Source organism: Pseudomonas putida, assembly GCA_029953615.1.
Classification (GTDB): Bacteria; Pseudomonadota; Gammaproteobacteria; order Pseudomonadales; family Pseudomonadaceae; genus Aquipseudomonas.
In genome coordinates this window covers 3,521,237-3,536,344 of record CP124529.1, presented here as the reverse complement: position 1 = coordinate 3,536,344, position 15,108 = coordinate 3,521,237, and the positions used below count along the sequence as shown (strand labels likewise).

The 15,108-nt window shown below is 63.0% G+C and carries 15 protein-coding genes and 2 pseudogenes; 3 read left to right on the top strand and 14 right to left on the bottom strand.

Annotated features, from left to right (window positions below; all coding sequences use genetic code 11):
* Positions 1-194 precede the first annotated feature (194 nt).
* Positions 195-1,301 carry an NADH:flavin oxidoreductase/NADH oxidase gene (locus tag QIY50_16250; protein WGV18977.1) on the bottom strand — a complete coding sequence of 369 codons (1,107 nt, stop codon included), beginning with the start codon at positions 1,299-1,301 and terminating at the stop codon, positions 195-197.
* Between the two features lie 149 nt (positions 1,302-1,450).
* On the opposite strand from QIY50_16250, the pseudogene QIY50_16245 reads away from it, so the two are divergent.
* A pseudogene (locus QIY50_16245) lies at positions 1,451-1,591 on the top strand (DUF3077 domain-containing protein).
* A gap of 450 nt (positions 1,592-2,041) precedes the next feature.
* On the opposite strand, the gene recJ reads toward QIY50_16245, so the two are convergent.
* Together recJ and QIY50_16235 are read right to left on the bottom strand one after the other, a co-directional pair.
* On the bottom strand, positions 2,042-3,751 hold the full coding sequence (gene recJ, locus QIY50_16240; protein ID WGV18976.1) for a single-stranded-DNA-specific exonuclease RecJ: 1,710 nt from the start codon (positions 3,749-3,751) through the stop codon (positions 2,042-2,044).
* 8 nt (positions 3,752-3,759) lie between these two features.
* A complete protein-coding gene (locus tag QIY50_16235) occupies positions 3,760-4,302 on the bottom strand; it encodes a YaeQ family protein (GenBank protein ID WGV18975.1) in 543 nt (180 codons plus the stop codon).
* A gap of 132 nt (positions 4,303-4,434) precedes the next feature.
* On the opposite strand from QIY50_16235, the gene QIY50_16230 reads away from it, so the two are divergent.
* On the top strand, positions 4,435-5,634 hold the full coding sequence (locus QIY50_16230) for a CaiB/BaiF CoA-transferase family protein (protein ID WGV18974.1): 1,200 nt from the start codon (positions 4,435-4,437) through the stop codon (positions 5,632-5,634).
* Positions 5,635-5,654: 20 nt separating this feature from the next.
* Complete coding sequence (locus QIY50_16225; GenBank protein WGV18973.1) at positions 5,655-6,530, top strand: TIGR02285 family protein; 876 nt, start codon at positions 5,655-5,657, stop codon at positions 6,528-6,530.
* A 279-nt stretch (positions 6,531-6,809) separates the two neighbouring features.
* On the opposite strand, the gene QIY50_16220 is transcribed toward QIY50_16225, so the two are convergent.
* The 11 genes and pseudogenes from QIY50_16220 to rpsP all read right to left on the bottom strand — a co-directional run bounded on the left by QIY50_16220 (position 6,810) and on the right by rpsP (position 15,010).
* The gene (locus QIY50_16220; GenBank protein WGV18972.1) at positions 6,810-7,091 is read right to left on the bottom strand and encodes a DUF3509 domain-containing protein; all 282 of its coding nucleotides are present in this window, start codon (positions 7,089-7,091) and stop codon (positions 6,810-6,812) included.
* Positions 7,092-7,170: 79 nt separating this feature from the next.
* Positions 7,171-7,587, bottom strand: coding sequence for a histidine kinase (locus QIY50_16215; protein WGV18971.1), 417 nt, complete (start codon positions 7,585-7,587; stop codon positions 7,171-7,173).
* A 157-nt stretch (positions 7,588-7,744) separates the two neighbouring features.
* A complete protein-coding gene (gene thrC, locus QIY50_16210; protein ID WGV18970.1) occupies positions 7,745-9,154 on the bottom strand; it encodes a threonine synthase in 1,410 nt (469 codons plus the stop codon).
* A 58-nt stretch (positions 9,155-9,212) separates the two neighbouring features.
* Positions 9,213-10,517 (bottom strand): homoserine dehydrogenase, encoded by a 1,305-nt coding sequence (locus QIY50_16205; GenBank protein ID WGV18969.1) that lies wholly within the window; start codon positions 10,515-10,517, stop codon positions 9,213-9,215.
* An 83-nt stretch (positions 10,518-10,600) separates the two neighbouring features.
* Positions 10,601-11,344 (bottom strand): thioredoxin fold domain-containing protein, encoded by a 744-nt coding sequence (locus QIY50_16200; protein ID WGV18968.1) that lies wholly within the window; start codon positions 11,342-11,344, stop codon positions 10,601-10,603.
* Positions 11,345-11,497: 153 nt separating this feature from the next.
* On the bottom strand, positions 11,498-12,394 hold the full coding sequence (xerD, locus tag QIY50_16195) for a site-specific tyrosine recombinase XerD (GenBank protein WGV18967.1): 897 nt from the start codon (positions 12,392-12,394) through the stop codon (positions 11,498-11,500).
* Between the two features lie 171 nt (positions 12,395-12,565).
* Entirely contained in the window at positions 12,566-12,973 is a 408-nt protein-coding gene (locus tag QIY50_16190) for an acyl-CoA thioesterase (protein ID WGV18966.1), read from the bottom strand.
* 93 nt (positions 12,974-13,066) lie between these two features.
* Positions 13,067-13,417 (bottom strand): 50S ribosomal protein L19, encoded by a 351-nt coding sequence (rplS, locus tag QIY50_16185; GenBank protein WGV18965.1) that lies wholly within the window; start codon positions 13,415-13,417, stop codon positions 13,067-13,069.
* Positions 13,418-13,459: 42 nt separating this feature from the next.
* Positions 13,460-14,212 (bottom strand): tRNA (guanosine(37)-N1)-methyltransferase TrmD, encoded by a 753-nt coding sequence (gene trmD, locus QIY50_16180; GenBank protein WGV18964.1) that lies wholly within the window; start codon positions 14,210-14,212, stop codon positions 13,460-13,462.
* Between the two features lie 3 nt (positions 14,213-14,215).
* Positions 14,216-14,753 (bottom strand): annotated as a pseudogene (rimM, locus tag QIY50_16175) (ribosome maturation factor RimM).
* Between the two features lie 5 nt (positions 14,754-14,758).
* Positions 14,759-15,010 (bottom strand): 30S ribosomal protein S16, encoded by a 252-nt coding sequence (gene rpsP, locus QIY50_16170; GenBank protein ID WGV18963.1) that lies wholly within the window; start codon positions 15,008-15,010, stop codon positions 14,759-14,761.
* Positions 15,011-15,108: the final 98 nt, after the last annotated feature.

The following is a 15,108-nucleotide window of genomic DNA, read 5'->3' as shown; positions in this document are numbered from 1 at the left end:
GCATACCCGCTCCCACAGATACCGCACCGCATTCAAAGGCAGTGCAATACTGTGTAGGAGCGGCCTTGTGTCGCGAAAGGGCCGCAAAGCGGCCCCGGCAATATCAGCGGCGGAGCTGAAAACCTGGGGCCGCTTCGCAGCCCTTTCGCGACACAAGGCCGCTCCTACAACGACCGCGTAATGCTTGGGTCAGGTCAATCCCGCAGGTCCGACTCGTGAATCGGGTTGGCCCGGCTGGTGGCGCGCTGGTACTGCGCTGGCCAGGTGGCCTTGTTGCCGCCCAGATCATCGTCGGCATGCAGCGGCCAGTACGGGTCGCGCAGCAGTTCACGGGCAAGGAAGATGATGTCGGCCTGGCCGGTGCGCAGGATGTGCTCGGCCTGGGCCGGTTCGGTAATCATGCCCACGGTGCCGGTAGCAATTTCCGACTCCTTGCGCACGCGCTCGGCGAAGCGGGTCTGGTAGCCGGGCCCGGTGGGGATTTCGGCATTGACCGAAGTGCCGCCGGAGGACACGTCGATCAGGTCGACGCCCAAGCCACGCAGGCGGCGCGCCAGTTCGACGGTTTCATCCGGATTCCAGCCGTCCTCGACCCAGTCGGTGGCCGATACACGCACGAACAGCGGTAACTCGGCAGGCCAGACCTTGCGCACGGCCTCGACCACCTGCAGGGTCAGGCGGATGCGGTTTTCGAAGCAACTGCCGTATTCGTCGCGACGCTGGTTGCTCAGCGGCGACAGGAACTGGTGCAGCAGGTAGCCATGAGCGGCGTGGATTTCGACCACCTTGAAACCGGCCTTCAGGGCACGCTCGGTCGAGGCGACGAAGGCGGCGATCACATCCTGGATCTCGTCATGGGTCAGCTCGCGTGGCGGTGTGTGTTGCGGGTCGAAGGCGATCTTCGACGGCCCCACCGGCTGCCAACCGCCCTCTTCCAGTTTGACGCTGCCTTGCTTGCCCAGCCACGGGCGATAGGTGCTGGCCTTGCGCCCGGCGTGAGCCAGCTGAATACCGGGCACGCCCCCCTGGGCGGTGATGAAACGGGTGATGCGCTGCAATGGGGCGATCTGCGCGTCGTCCCACAAGCCGAGGTCTTCAGCGGTGATGCGGCCATCGGCGGTAACCGCCACGGCTTCAGTGATTACCAGGCCCGCACCACCCACGGCGCGGCTGCCTAAATGGACAAGGTGCCAATCGTTGGCCAGGCCATCGACAGCGGAATACTGGCACATCGGCGAAACAGCTATGCGGTTGGGCAGGGTCAACTGACGCAGGGTGTAAGGCTCGAGCAACAGGCTCATGAGGGCACCTCCCAAGGACTCCAATGGTGATCCGGCCCGAACACTCAATTGCACGTCCTTGGCCCGGGTCCGGTCATAACATCAGACTAGACCAGAATGGTTGGGGGGGAGGTTCCATGGGATTTTGGGTGGGGGTGCGGGGGCTTGGCTCGAAAGTGATGGGCTATGTGCGAGAGCTGACCATCGTCGGCCTGATCGATGAGAAACCCATGATGATCTGGGCTGCGCACTATCTCAGTGCGATGGCCAAGGCACTGATGGATGATGCCGAGTTAGGTATGGCGCGCTAAGTTTGATGTGATCATCGATCGCACATGGAGCACATTAGCCAGCCCGCCGCAGAGCCTTGTGGGAGCGGGTTTACCCGCGAAGAATGCGACTTGGTGCATGGCACCGGCTTCGCCGGTGTTCGCGGCGGTTCGACGCCTCGATGAACCCGCTCCCACAGGTACAGCGCAAGCCTTGAGCCCGGTGCAGGCCCTGTGGGAGCGGGCATGCCCGCGAAGCAGCGACTCGGTGGATGGCACCGGCTTCGCCGGTGATCGCCGGCAAGCCAGCTCCCACAGGTACAGCGCAAGTCTCAAGCCCGCCGCAGGCCCTGTGGGAGCGGGTTTACCCGCGAAGCAGGCGACGCGGTGCATGGCACCGGCTTCGCCGGTGTTCGCGGCGGTTCGACGCCTCGATGAACCCGCTCCCACAACGGGCCAGCGCCAGGCCGTCAGCAGCGGCGGTATCTACCCTCAGCGCGGCTCCATGTGCGCAATCATCAACTGCACACTCTCATTACCGCGAAACTCGTTCACATCCAGCTTGTACGCCAACTCCACCCAGCGCACCGTCGGGTTCGGCCACACTTCGCGGTCGATACCGAAGGCAATGCCATCCAGCCGCACCGAGCCACATTCGCTCTTGAGCACCACCTTCAAGTGCCGCTCACCGACCACACGCTGCTCCACCAGCTGGAACACGCCATGGAACAGCGGCTCGGGGAAGTGCTGCCCCCAGGGCCCGGCATGGCGCAGGGCCTTGGCCAGGTCGAGGTGGAACTCCTCCACCGCCAGGCTGCCATCGGACAACAAGCGGCCGGTCAGGTCTTCTTCACGCAACTGGCGCCGTACTTCTTCGTCGAACGCCTCGGCAAATGCCGGGAAATTGGCCTCGGGCAACGACAGCCCCGCGGCCATGGCGTGGCCGCCGAACTTGCTGATCAACTGCGGGTGGCGCGCCGCCACGGCATCCAGTGCATCACGAATATGGAACCCCGGTACCGAGCGCGCCGACCCTTTGAGCATCCCTTCGCCAGCATTGGCGAAAGCAATGGTAGGCCGGTGGTAACGCTCCTTCAGGCGCGATGCCAGAATTCCGATAACACCTTGGTGCCAGTCGGCATCGAAAAGGCACAGGCCATAGGGCATGGACTCGACCGGCAGGTCCTTGAGCTGCGCCAGGGCCTCGCGCTGCATGCCTTGTTCGATGGACTTGCGGTCCTGGTTCAGGTCGTCCAGCTGCTGGGCCATGTCCTGGGCCTGGGCCGCGTCTTCACAGAGCAGGCATTCGATACCCAGGCTCATGTCGTCCAGGCGCCCGGCAGCGTTCAGCCGTGGGCCGAGGATGAAGCCGAGGTCGGTCGAGGTGATGCGCCGGTGATCGCGACGGGCCACCTCCAGAATGGCCTTGAGCCCTGGCCGGGCGCGGCCGGCGCGAATGCGTTCGAGGCCCTGGTGCACCAGGATGCGGTTGTTGGCATCCAATGGCACCACATCGGCGACGCTGCCCAGGGCAACCAGGTCAAGCAGTTCGCCGATGTTCGGCTGTGGCTGCGTTTCGTAGCGCCCCAGGCTGCGCAGGCGCGCACGCAGCGCCATTAGCACGTAGAAGATCACCCCTACCCCGGCCAGCGCCTTGCTCGGAAAGCTACAGCCCGGCTGGTTGGGGTTGATGATCGCGTCGGCATCGGGCAACTCAGCGCCCGGCAGGTGGTGGTCGGTGACCAGCACCTTGAGCCCGGCGGCCTTGGCGGCCGCCACACCGTCCACGCTGGAAATACCGTTGTCCACGGTGATCAACAACTGCGGCTGACGTTGCAGTGCCACCTCGACGATTTCCGGGGTCAGGCCGTAACCGTATTCGAAGCGGTTGGGCACAAGGTAATCGACATGGGCCGCCCCCAGCAGGCGCAGGCCCAGCACGCCGACAGTGCTGGCAGTGGCACCGTCGGCATCGAAGTCACCAACGATGAGGATGCGCTGGCGCTGGTCGATAGCCTCGACCAGCAGGTCCACGCCGGCCTCGATGCCCTTGAGCTGCTGGTACGGCAGCAGGCGCGCGAGGCTTTTGTCCAGCTCGGCCTCGCTCTGCACGCCGCGCGCGGCGTACAGGCGGGTCAGCAAGGGTGGCAGGTTACCCAGGAATGGCAGGGTCGGAGGCAGCGGGCGAGGTTCGATACGCATGGGGTGGTTCAGCCGCGCTCACCCAGCAGCCACTCCAGCTGCACTTCGTGCTGGCCACGGTCGTCGGTGACGAACACGGTGCCTTCGCTGATCATCACGTCCCACTTGATGGTACGGGGCATGTCGGTGGCGAGGGTTTCCAGCACCTCCTGCGGCACGGCAGCGATGCTCAGGTTCTTCAGGCCCTTGACGGCATCTACCACCTTGTTCTGCCATACCCGCAGGCTGCCGTAGGCCAGTAGGCTGGTGCGCTCGGTACGGCGCGAGCACCAGGTCAGGCGGTCGGCGTCCGGCTGGCCCACTTCGATCCAGTGCAGGATGCGATCGTCCAGGCTCTTTTCCCACAGCGCCGCTTCGTCCACATCGGACAAGCCACGGCCGAACGACAGGTTTTCGTTGTACCAAAGGGCGTAGGCCAGCAGGCGCACGGCCATGCGTTCTTCGGTTTCCGAAGGGTGGCGGGCGATTGTCTGCCGGACGTTTTCGTACACGCCGCGGTCGAGGTCGGTCAGGTTCAGTTCGAATTTGTAGGTAGTGGACGGCTGGGCCATGGTCGACGGGCTTCTTGCGCAAAGAAAAGTGGCACAGTCTAACCGATACTGTCCTTCGTTGCCCCGCAGCAGTATCTGCCGCTTCGGACCTATGATAAAACCACGCCTCTGCCCAGCTGCCACGGATGCCCCATGACTACGCCCAGCAAACCCCTCGCCGGCCTCAAAGTTGTCGAACTCGGCACCCTCATCGCTGGCCCGTTCGCCTCGCGCATCTGTGCCGAATTCGGCGCCGAGGTAGTCAAGGTCGAATCGCCCGACGGCGGCGACCCGTTGCGCAAATGGCGCAAGCTGTACGAGGGCACCTCGCTGTGGTGGTTCGTGCAGGCCCGCAACAAGCAGTCGCTTACCCTAAACCTCAAGCACCCCGAAGGTCGCGAGATTCTCAAGCGCCTGCTGGCCGATGCCGACATCCTGATCGAGAACTTCCGCCCGGGCGTGCTGGAAAAACTCGGCCTGGGTTGGGACGTGCTGCATGCACTCAATCCGCGCCTGGTAATGGTGCGCCTGTCGGGATTCGGCCAGACCGGGCCGATGAAGGACCAGCCGGGCTTCGGCGCCGTGGGCGAGTCGATGGGTGGCCTGCGCTACATCACCGGTTTCGACGACCGCCCACCCGTGCGCACCGGCATTTCGATCGGTGACTCGATTGCCGCCCTGTGGGGGGTGATCGGCGCACTGATGGCACTGCGGCACCGGGAAGTCAACGGCGGCCAGGGCCAGGTGGTGGATGTGGCCCTGTACGAGGCGATCTTTGCCATGATGGAAAGCATGGTCCCGGAGTTCGATGTGTTCGGCTTTATCCGCGAACGCACCGGCAACATCATGCCGGGCATCACGCCCTCCTCCATCCATACCAGCGCCGACGGCAAGCATGTGCAGATTGGCGCCAACGGCGATGCGATCTTCAAGCGCTTCATGCAGGCCATAGGCCGCACCGACCTCGCCGACGACACGAGCCTGGCCACCAACGATGGCCGTGACCTGCGCCGTGACGAGCTGTACGGGGTGATCGACCGCTGGGCCAACAGCCTGCCGCTGGAGCAACTGATGCAGGTGCTGAACAGCGCCGAAGTACCGGCCAGCCGCATCTATTCGGCCGAGGACATGTTCAGTGACCCGCAGTACCTGGCACGCGAAATGTTCCTGCAGGGCAAACTGCCGGACGGCAAGCCGTTCCGCATGCCGGGCATCGTGCCCAAGCTCTCGGACACCCCCGGTTCCACCGAGTGGGTCGGCCCGGCGCTGGGCGAACACACCGAGGCGCTGCTCGGCAGCCTGGGCTACGACACCGCGGCCATCGCCAGCCTGCGCGCAGCAGGCACGGTCTGACCCTGGCGCGGCCCTGGTCCATGCGCGCGGCCCGTTGCGTACGTTACCTGGCCCTGCTGTGCGGGCTGCTGCCGGCGTTGCTGCTGCAGCCTGCCAGCGCCAAGGAGCGCATCTTCTGGCTGGTGCGTGACCTGCCGCCGTTCACCATTTTCGAAGGACCGGGAACCGGCCAAGGGGTTATCGACCAGCTGTTGCCGCTGCTGATCGGGCAGATGCCCGAGTACGACCACAGCATCGTGCGGGTCAACCGCGCCCGCGGCATCCAGATGCTGCAGGATCCGAAAAGTTTCACCTGTGACCCGACCCTGCTGTGGACACCGGAGCGCGCCGAGTATGTGCGCTTTTCCACACCCTCTTTGGGCGTGCTCAGTGGCGGCCTGGTGCTGCGCAAGGACAGCGAGGCGCTGGTGGCGCCTTACCTCGATGACCAGCAGGTGGACCTGCATGGCCTGCTGAGCAAGACCCCGCTGAAGCTGGGGGTTGTCGCCGAGCGCAGCTATGGCACGCAGATCGACGCCATCCTGCGCCAGTTGCCCGACACCGCGCTCAGCCGCCACTATGGCAACGACGCCACCGCCAACCTGTTGCAGATGCAACAGCTGGGGCGCCTGCGTATGGTGCTCGGCTACTGGCCCGAAGTGCGCTACCTGGTCGAGCAGCAGGGTGGAACACTGGCCGATTACCGGTTTCATCCTGTACAGGGTGTGAACCGCTACCAGTTCCTGCATGTAGGCTGTTCGAACAGTGAGTCGGGGCGTGAAGCGATTGCGCACATCGACCAGCTGCTGCCTGCCCTGCGCCGCAATGTGCTGCCGGCGTTGTATGCACGCTGGCTGGACCCGGCATTGCAGGAAAGCTACCTGGAAGAGAGCAAGCGCTTCTTCGAAGACCACTAGCCTGCCCGGCACCTGTAGGAGCGGCCTTGTGTCGCGATGGGGCGCGTAGCGGCCCCCACATTTTCAGCTTCGCAGCGAAGATTGCCGGGGCCGCTTTGCGGCCCATCGCGACACAAGGCCGCTCCACAAGGATATGTGCCAGCCAGCAAAAAAAGAAACCCCGGACGCTGGGGAAACACGCCCGGGGCCAAGCGAAAGCCCTTGGGGCTTCCCGTGACAGCCTTGCCAGCGCCGGAGCAAAGCACTGGCTGGCTGCCCTTACTGTTTCTGATAAGCCACTCAGGCAAAGGTTCCGTGGGGTTGCTGGCGCTGCTGCAGGGCTGCGATCACACAGGGCTGCAAACGCCCTTCGGCAATCTGCAGGTCACGGTGCAGGCCATCCACAAGGTCGATCAACAGGCGTTGTTCCTGCAACTGGCGCTCGCTGACCGTGCGCCGCAGGGTGATGCCGGTGAGGCTGTCGTGAACGGTCAGTTGGCGATTACCCTGGGCATCGGCGATGCCGAGGTGGGCCTGATAGGGTGTCAGGGCTTCGTTGAGCAGTCTGCAGATTCTTTCCATCCGGATCACTCGCTGCGTGGTGGGGTATAGAGGAACTGACCAACAGACGCAGCGGAAAGTTCGTTACACCGCGCCCGCTTCAGTGAGCATGCTGGGCAGATGTGACAGTTTGAATACGCCGCCCGGGGCGCACCTGTATGGCTTGCAGGGCACGCTGCAGGCGTGGCATCGACAGCGGCCAGGGCAGCTCGGCGAGCACCCACAGCCCGCGGCTTCTGGCCTCTTGGGCCAGGTTGCGGCGTTTTGGGGTGGCCTGGCCCACGAACAGCAAAGCGCGTGTTCGCTGCTGCTTGAGCACGGCAAGTCCGGCCCGGGTTGGCATGGCATGATCAAGGATCAGCAGATCGGGGCAGTGATCGCCATTCAGGCAGGCATCGAGATCCGCGCCGGTTTCGCTGATGCGCACATGGAAGATGCCCTGGGCGTTGAGGGCCTGGTGCAGGAGGATCTGATGGGATGGGCGAGCCTGGTGAATCAACACGTAGGGCTGGTGCATGAGCCGCTCCTGGTTGGAGGACCGGCTAATTTAGTCTTGGCGCTGGGCTATCTGAATAGGACTTTTCTGATGCAGCACTGGGAAGAGTCGGGGAAGCAGGGCTGCTTTGCAGCCCATCGCCGCGGTTCGGCGATGGGCCGCAGAGCGGCCCCGATATTTACAGCGGCTTGCCGCGATTACCATGCTGGCTGACAAAGCCCTGCACAGCCTTCAGGTCATTGGCCAGCACCGTGCAACGCTCTTCACGGCTGAACAGGTCGCTGAGGTGCGCCGGCAGCTCCAGCGCCTTGCCTACACCGGCCTTCTCCACCGCTTCCGGGAACTTGACCGGGTGCGCGGTACCCAGCACCACCATCGGCGTGTCCAGGCTGCGGCGGCACTCGCGGGCGGCCTTGACGCCAATTGCAGTGTGCGGGTCCAGCACCTCACCGGTAGCGGCGAACACTTCGGCGATCGTCTCGCAGGTTTGCTCATCGCTCACTGCCAGCGAGTCGAACAGCTTGCGCGCTTCGGTCCAGCGGTCTTGCTCGACGCTGAAGCCGCCACCTTGCTTGAAGTTGGCCATCAGCTCGGCAATGGCGCCGCCGTTGCGGCCGTGCAGGTCGAACAGCAGGCGCTCGAAGTTGGACGAGACCATGATGTCCATCGACGGCGACAGGGTCGCGTGCAGGGTTTCCTTGACGTACTGGTTGCCGCTCATGAAGCGGTGCAGGATGTCATTGCGGTTGGTGGCGACGATCAGCTGGCTGACCGGCAGGCCCATGTTACGTGCCAGGTAGCCGGCAAAGATGTCGCCGAAATTGCCGGTCGGCACCGAAAACGCCACGGAACGCGCCGGGCCACCCAGCTGCAGGGCCGCGTGGAAGTAATAGACGATCTGGGCCATGATCCGCGCCCAGTTGATCGAGTTGACGGCAACCAGGCGGGTGCCCTTGAGGAACGACTGGTCGGCGAAGCTGGCCTTGACCATTTCCTGGCAGTCGTCGAAGTTGCCTTCGATGGCGATGTTGTGGATGTTGTCACCGAAGATGGTAGTCATCTGCCGGCGCTGCACTTCCGACACGCGCTGATGCGGGTGCAGGATGAAGATGTCGACGTTGTCGCAACGGCGGCAGCCTTCGATGGCGGCAGAACCGGTATCACCGCTGGTGGCGCCGATGATCACCACGCGCTCGTTGCGCTTGGCCAGTACGTGATCGAGCAGGCGACCGAGCAGTTGCAGGGCGAAGTCCTTGAACGCCAGGGTCGGGCCGTGGAACAGCTCCAGTACCCACTCGTTGCTGTTCAGCTGACGCAGCGGGGCAACTGCGGCGTGGGCGAACTCGCCGTAGGTTTCTTCGAGGATCTTCTTGAAGTCGGCGTCGGCGATACTGCCTTCGACGAACGGGCGCATCACCCGGAAGGCCAGTTCGTGGTACGGCAGGCCGGCCCACGAGGCGATTTCTTCCTGGGTGAAGCGTGGCAGGTTTTCCGGGACGTACAGGCCGCCGTCGCTGGCCAGGCCAGCCAGCAGGACGTCTTCGAAATTCAGGGCCGGTGCCTGGCCGCGGGTACTGATATAGCGCATGGGTGCAAACCTTCGATGCTGGGGCCGGGGCCGCGCTGGCGGCCTGCCGGCACTATTGTTAGTTGAGCTGTTCGACGCGAATGCGCACGACCTTGCCGACCACGTCCTGCAAGGCTTCCAGGGCGACGATAGCGTCGTTGATGCGCTGCTCGACCACGCGGTGGGTCAGCAGGATCATCGGCACCAGGCCGTCCTGCTCCTCGGCTTCCTTCTGCATGATCGACTCGATGTTGATGCCACGCTCCGAGAGGATGCTGGCCACCTGGGCCAATACGCCCGGGTGATCCTTGGCCTGGATGCGCAGGTAGTAGGCGCTTTCGCAGGCTTCGATCGGCAGGATCGGGTGGGCCGACAGCGAATCCGGCTGGAAGGCCAGGTGCGGCACGCGGTTTTCCGGGTCGGAGGTCATGGCGCGGACCACATCGACCAGGTCGCCGACCACCGACGAAGCGGTAGGCTCCATGCCGGCACCCGCGCCGTAGTACAGGGTGGAGCCGGCAGCATCGCCGTTGACCATGACGGCGTTCATCACGCCATTGACGTTGGCGATCAGGCGGTCGGCCGGGATCAGCGTAGGGTGAACGCGCAGCTCGATACCTTCGGCAGTACGGCGGGCCACGCCCAGGTGCTTGATGCGGTAGCCCAGGGCCTCGGCGTAATTCACGTCAGCAGTGGTCAGCTGAGTGATGCCTTCGGTGTAGGCCTTGTCGAATTGCAGCGGGATGCCGAAAGCGATAGAGGCGAGAATGGTCAGCTTGTGCGCGGCATCGATGCCTTCAACGTCAAACGTCGGGTCGGCTTCGGCGTAACCCAGCGCCTGGGCTTCGGCCAGCACGTCCGGGAAGGCACGGCCCTTCTCACGCATTTCGGTGAGGATGAAGTTGCCGGTGCCGTTGATGATACCGGCCAGCCAGTTGATGTGGTTGGCCGACAGGCCTTCGCGGATGGCCTTGATCACCGGGATGCCACCGGCCACAGCCGCTTCGAAGGCAACGATCACGCCCTTCTCGCGGGCCTTGGCGAAGATTTCATTGCCGTGCACGGCAATCAGCGCCTTGTTGGCGGTGACCACGTGCTTGCCGTTTTCGATGGCCTTGAGCACCAGGTCGCGGGCCACGGTGTAGCCACCGATCAGTTCGATGACAATGTCGATCTCCGGGTTGCTCGCAACTTCGAACACATCAGCGGTAATGGGGGTACCGGTAATCTGGCAGTTCGGGTTCTGCGAGCGCATGGCAATCTGTGCCACTTCAATACCGCGCCCGGCACGGCGGGCGATCTCCTCGGCGTTGCGCTGAAGTACATTGAAGGTTCCGCCACCGACGGTCCCCAACCCACAGATGCCTACTTTGACCGGTTTCACTGTGAACTCCCCATTGTACGGCCGGCACCTATGCCGACCGTGAAACATGCCGTCACCCCATGACGACGGCGTACTGAATTGGATTATTTGGCCAGTGCCAGCTTGGCGACCTGTGGCGCCGGCTGGTAGCCCGGAATGACCTGGCCGCTTTCAAGGACGATCGCCGGCGTGCCGTTGACGCCGATCGACTGGCCCAGCTGGAACTGCTTGCTGACCGGGTTGGCGCACTTGGCGGCCTTGATTTCCTCACCCTCGACCATCTTGTCCATCGCCGCACGGCGGTCGCTGGAACACCAGACGGCCTGCAACTGCTGGTCACCCGGCGAACCGAGGCCCTGGCGCGGGAAGGCGACATAGCGCACTTCGATACCGCGGCGGTTGAGTTCGGGCACTTCGGCGTGCAGCTTGTGGCAGTACGGGCAGGTGGTGTCGGTAAACACGGTAATGTGCGATTTGGTCTCGCCCTTGGCAGGATAAACCACCATCTCGGCAGCTGGAATGCCGTTGATGAGCTTGGCAATGCCCAGGCGCTCGGTCTTCTCGGTGAGGTTGACCGGCTTGCCGTCCTGGATCTGGAACAGGTAGCCCTGCATCACGAACTGGCCGTCGCCGCTGGCATACAGCACACGGCCGCCCTGCAGCTTGACTTCATACAGGCCGCTGACCGGGCTGCTGGCCACGCTTTCGACGGGCACTTCAAGCTCGAGGTTCTGCAACGACTTACGGATAGCCTGCTCGGCAGCGGTATTGCTGTCGGTTGCCGCGGCAACGGCAAAGGTACTGGCCAGCGCCAACGCGGCGGCGGCGAAAAACTGGGTCACGCGCATGGGAACTCCTGAAGGCGGACAGGGGCCGGAGGGCGTCACTTGCGGAAAATACGCGGTGACCGTGCGGCCCTTGGTGCAAACCGCCCAAGCCTACCACATCACACCGCCGGTGAAGGGCCTTGCAAGGACCAGTCGGCGGAACATGAAAAACATTCATCCACGCGGGTGGTGCTGGGCATGCAGTTGCTGCAGGCGGGCCTTGGCGACATGGGTGTAGATCTGTGTGGTTGACAAGTCACTGTGACCCAGCAGCATCTGCACCACACGCAGGTCGGCACCATGGTTTAGCAGATGAGTGGCGAAGGCATGGCGCAGGGTATGCGGCGACAGCGGTTTGTCGATGCCGGCGACCCGGGCATGGTGCTTGATGCGATGCCAGAAGGTCTGGCGGGTCATCTGCTCACCGCGCAGGCTGGGAAACAAGACGTCGCTGGGGCGGCCATTGAGCAGTTCGGCGCGGCCATCGCGCAGGTAGCGCTGCAACCACAGCACCGCCTCTTCCCCCATGGGCACCAGGCGCTCCTTGCTGCCCTTGCCCATCACTCGCAGCACACCCTGGCGCAAGTTGACCTGGTCAAGGGCCAGGCTGACCAGCTCGGTGACTCGCAGGCCGCAGGCGTAGAGCACTTCGAGCATGGCGCGATCACGCTGGCCGATGGCTTCGCCCAGGTCCGGGGCCTGCAACAACGCTTCGACGTCAGCTTCGGACAACGACTTGGGCAGTGGCTTGCCCAGTTGCGGCATCTCGACCTGCAGGGTCGGGTCGATGGCTACCCGTTTTTCCCGCAGCAGGTAGCGGAAAAAGCCGCGCAAGCCGGACAGGAAGCGTGCCGTGGAGCGTGGCTTGTAGCCTTGGTCGAGGCGCCAGGCCAGGTGGTCGAGAATCAGCTCGCGGCCGGCGTCGGGCAAGCTGACGCCGTGTTCCTGCAACCAGCCGTTGAACAGGGCCAGGTCGCTGCGGTAGGACACGCGGGTGTTGTCGGACAGGCCCTTTTCGAGCCACAGGGCGTCGAGGAACTGGTCGATCAGGGGGTGGTCTAGGGCGGGCATTCGGGGGCTGCTGGGTGTTGAAGGTGGGGCTAGTGTTTCACAGCAGCTTGGGGGTTGTCTGTACTGGCCCTATCGCCGGCAAGCCAGCCCCCACAGGAACCCCACAGGCATGAATACTGTGCAGTACCTGTGGGAGCTGGCTTGCCGGCGATAGGGCCAGTACAGGAGTAATCAGATCTGCGGCAAAACAGGCACCGGGCGCTTGTCCTCGTCGATGGCAACGAAGCTGAACACCCCGTGGATCGCCCGCTCGCGCCCATCCAGGTACATGTTCTCGACGAACACATCCACCTGCACCTGCAAGCTGGTGTTACCTACCTTTATGACCGAACCCACCAGTTCGACGATCGAACCCGCCGGGATCGGGTGCTTGAAGTCGATGCGGTCGGTGGACACGGTCACCAGCGGCAGGCGGCAGAAACGTGTGGCGGCGATGAACGACACCTCGTCCATCCACGCCAGGGCGGTGCCGCCGAACAAGGTGTTGTGGTGGTTGGTGGTGTTGGGGAACACCGCCTTGGTCACGCGGGTCACCGACAACTCGGTGCGGCGCTGGATTTCCTGGTCTCGGGTAGTCATGGCAATCACATTTTCGGGGGGCAAAAAGCAAAAAAGCAGCCCGAAGGCTGCTTTTTTCTCGCTAGGCGGCCTTGGCCACCGGGCAAACTGCACTCAGGACAGTTTTTCCTTGATGCGAGCGGCTTTGCCGGACAGATCGCGCAGGTAGTACAGCTTGGCTTTACGCACGTCACCACGACGTTTCACGGCCAGGCTGTCGATTTGCGGGCTGTAGGTCTGGAAGGTACGCTCTACGCCAACGCCGCTGGAGATCTTGCGCACGGTGAAGGCGCTGTTCAGACCGCGGTTACGCTTGGCGATAACGACGCCTTCGAACGCCTGCAGACGGGAACGCTCACCTTCCTTCACTTTAACCTGAACGACAACGGTGTCGCCTGGTGCGAAGGTCGGGATTTCCTTGCTCATCTGCTCGGCTTCGAGCTGCTGGATGATCTTGTTGGTCATGCTGTGCTCCTAAGATGGATACGTGATCCACCATCGATACGTTTAACTATCGTCCCGCTCGCGGAGATATTCCTCGAGCAGCTTCTTCTCTTCTCCAGAAAGCGAGCGACTTTCCAGAAGATCGGCGCGTCGTTCGAAGGTCCTACCAAGGGACTGCTTCATTCTCCAACGCCGGATGTGTGCATGGTTGCCACTTAGCAACACGTCGGGAACACGCTGATCCGCATACACCTCAGGCCGGGTGTAGTGCGGGCAGTCGAGCAGACCGTCGGTGAAGGAATCTTCTTCCGCCGAGTCCACATGCCCTAAAGCTCCGGGCAGCAGCCGTGTAACCGCATCGATCAGTACCATGGCCGGCAGCTCGCCACCGGAAAGCACATAGTCGCCAATCGACCACTCCTCATCGACATGAGCCTCGATAAAGCGCTCGTCGATGCCTTCATAACGACCGGCGATCAGGATCAACGATTCCTGTTCGGCCAGGCCTTTGACCGCCTGCTGAGTCAGCTTGCGGCCTTGTGGCGAAAGGTAGATCACCTTCGCCGCTGCTCCGGTCGCTTGCCTGGCGCTAACCAGGGCGTCTTCCAGAGGCTTGATTTTCATCACCATGCCCGGACCACCGCCAAACGGCCGATCATCCACCGTATGGTGACGATCTGAGGTGTAGTCCCGCGGGTTCCAGCAAGTCACCTGAAGCAACCCCTGTTTCACCGCGCGGCTGGTAATGCCGTACTCCGTGATGGCCGAGAACATCTCGGGGAACAACGTGATGACGTCTACGCGAAGGTTACCCATCGTTTAGAAGTCCGCGTCCCATTCAACCCGCATCACGCCTGCTTCCAGGTCGATGTCGAGCACACATTGCGCCGTATAGGGCAACAGACGCTCGCGATCATCCAGGCTGCCTGCGCAGGGCTTGACCACCAAGTACATCGTTCGCACCGGTCTCCAACAGGTGATCGACCTTGCCGAACAGCTGTTCGTCCTGGTTGATGACCTTCAGGCCCACCAACTGGTACCAGTAGTACTCGTCAGCAGCCAGGTTGGGCAAAAGGCTCCGCGCAATGCAGATTTCGTAACCGCTCAGAAGACGGGCTTCATCGCGATCATCGAGGCCTTTCAGCTTCACGACCAGGCCCTTCTGGGAGCCACGACCGTTGACCAGCTCGACCTGCTTTACCTTGCCTTCGTGCCGAAGCGTCCAGCGCGGATAATCCAACAGGTTTTCAATCGGATCGGTAAAGGAATACACCTTCACCTCGCCGCGAACGCCGTGAACCGAAAAAATCTTGCCAACGACGATGAGGTCGTCAGCCTTTTCTGGCGTCGCGTTCATACTACTCAGGCAGCAGCCTTGGCAGCGTCCTTCAGCAGCTGAGCAACGCGCTCAGACGGCTGTGCACCCTGGCTCAGCCAGTAGTTGACGCGCTCTTGGTTGACCGACAGCTTGACTTCGGCGCCAGCAGCGATCGGGTTGAAGAAACCTACGCGCTCAACGAAACGGCCGTCACGGGCGTTACGCGAGTTGGTCACGGTCAGGTGGTAGAATGGGCGCTTTTTCGAGCCGCCACGGGCCAGACGAATGGTTACCATGTGAACATCGTTCCTATAGTCGGTGCTGCAGTTGATACAGCAGCTGGTACTGCAAATCTGAATGCCAAATAGGCACACGGGTGCCCAAAAGGCCGCAT

Bases quoted from the DNA above. Each gene is read 5' to 3' on its own strand.
- QIY50_16250 (WGV18977.1), bottom strand. From the start codon at position 1,301: ATGAGCCTGTTGCTCGAGCCTTACACCCTGCGTCAGTTGACCCTGCCC.
- recJ (WGV18976.1), bottom strand. From the start codon at position 3,751: ATGCGTATCGAACCTCGCCCGCTGCCTCCGACCCTGCCATTCCTGGGT.
- QIY50_16235 (WGV18975.1), bottom strand. From the start codon at position 4,302: ATGGCCCAGCCGTCCACTACCTACAAATTCGAACTGAACCTGACCGAC.
- QIY50_16230 (WGV18974.1), top strand. From the start codon at position 4,435: ATGACTACGCCCAGCAAACCCCTCGCCGGCCTCAAAGTTGTCGAACTC.
- QIY50_16225 (WGV18973.1), top strand. From the start codon at position 5,655: ATGCGCGCGGCCCGTTGCGTACGTTACCTGGCCCTGCTGTGCGGGCTG.
- QIY50_16220 (WGV18972.1), bottom strand. From the start codon at position 7,091: ATGGAAAGAATCTGCAGACTGCTCAACGAAGCCCTGACACCCTATCAG.
- QIY50_16215 (WGV18971.1), bottom strand. From the start codon at position 7,587: ATGCACCAGCCCTACGTGTTGATTCACCAGGCTCGCCCATCCCATCAG.
- thrC (WGV18970.1), bottom strand. From the start codon at position 9,154: ATGCGCTATATCAGTACCCGCGGCCAGGCACCGGCCCTGAATTTCGAA.
- QIY50_16200 (WGV18968.1), bottom strand. From the start codon at position 11,344: ATGCGCGTGACCCAGTTTTTCGCCGCCGCCGCGTTGGCGCTGGCCAGT.
- xerD (WGV18967.1), bottom strand. From the start codon at position 12,394: ATGCCCGCCCTAGACCACCCCCTGATCGACCAGTTCCTCGACGCCCTG.
- QIY50_16190 (WGV18966.1), bottom strand. From the start codon at position 12,973: ATGACTACCCGAGACCAGGAAATCCAGCGCCGCACCGAGTTGTCGGTG.
- rplS (WGV18965.1), bottom strand. From the start codon at position 13,417: ATGACCAACAAGATCATCCAGCAGCTCGAAGCCGAGCAGATGAGCAAG.
- trmD (WGV18964.1), bottom strand. From the start codon at position 14,212: ATGGGTAACCTTCGCGTAGACGTCATCACGTTGTTCCCCGAGATGTTC.
- rpsP (WGV18963.1), bottom strand. From the start codon at position 15,010: ATGGTAACCATTCGTCTGGCCCGTGGCGGCTCGAAAAAGCGCCCATTC.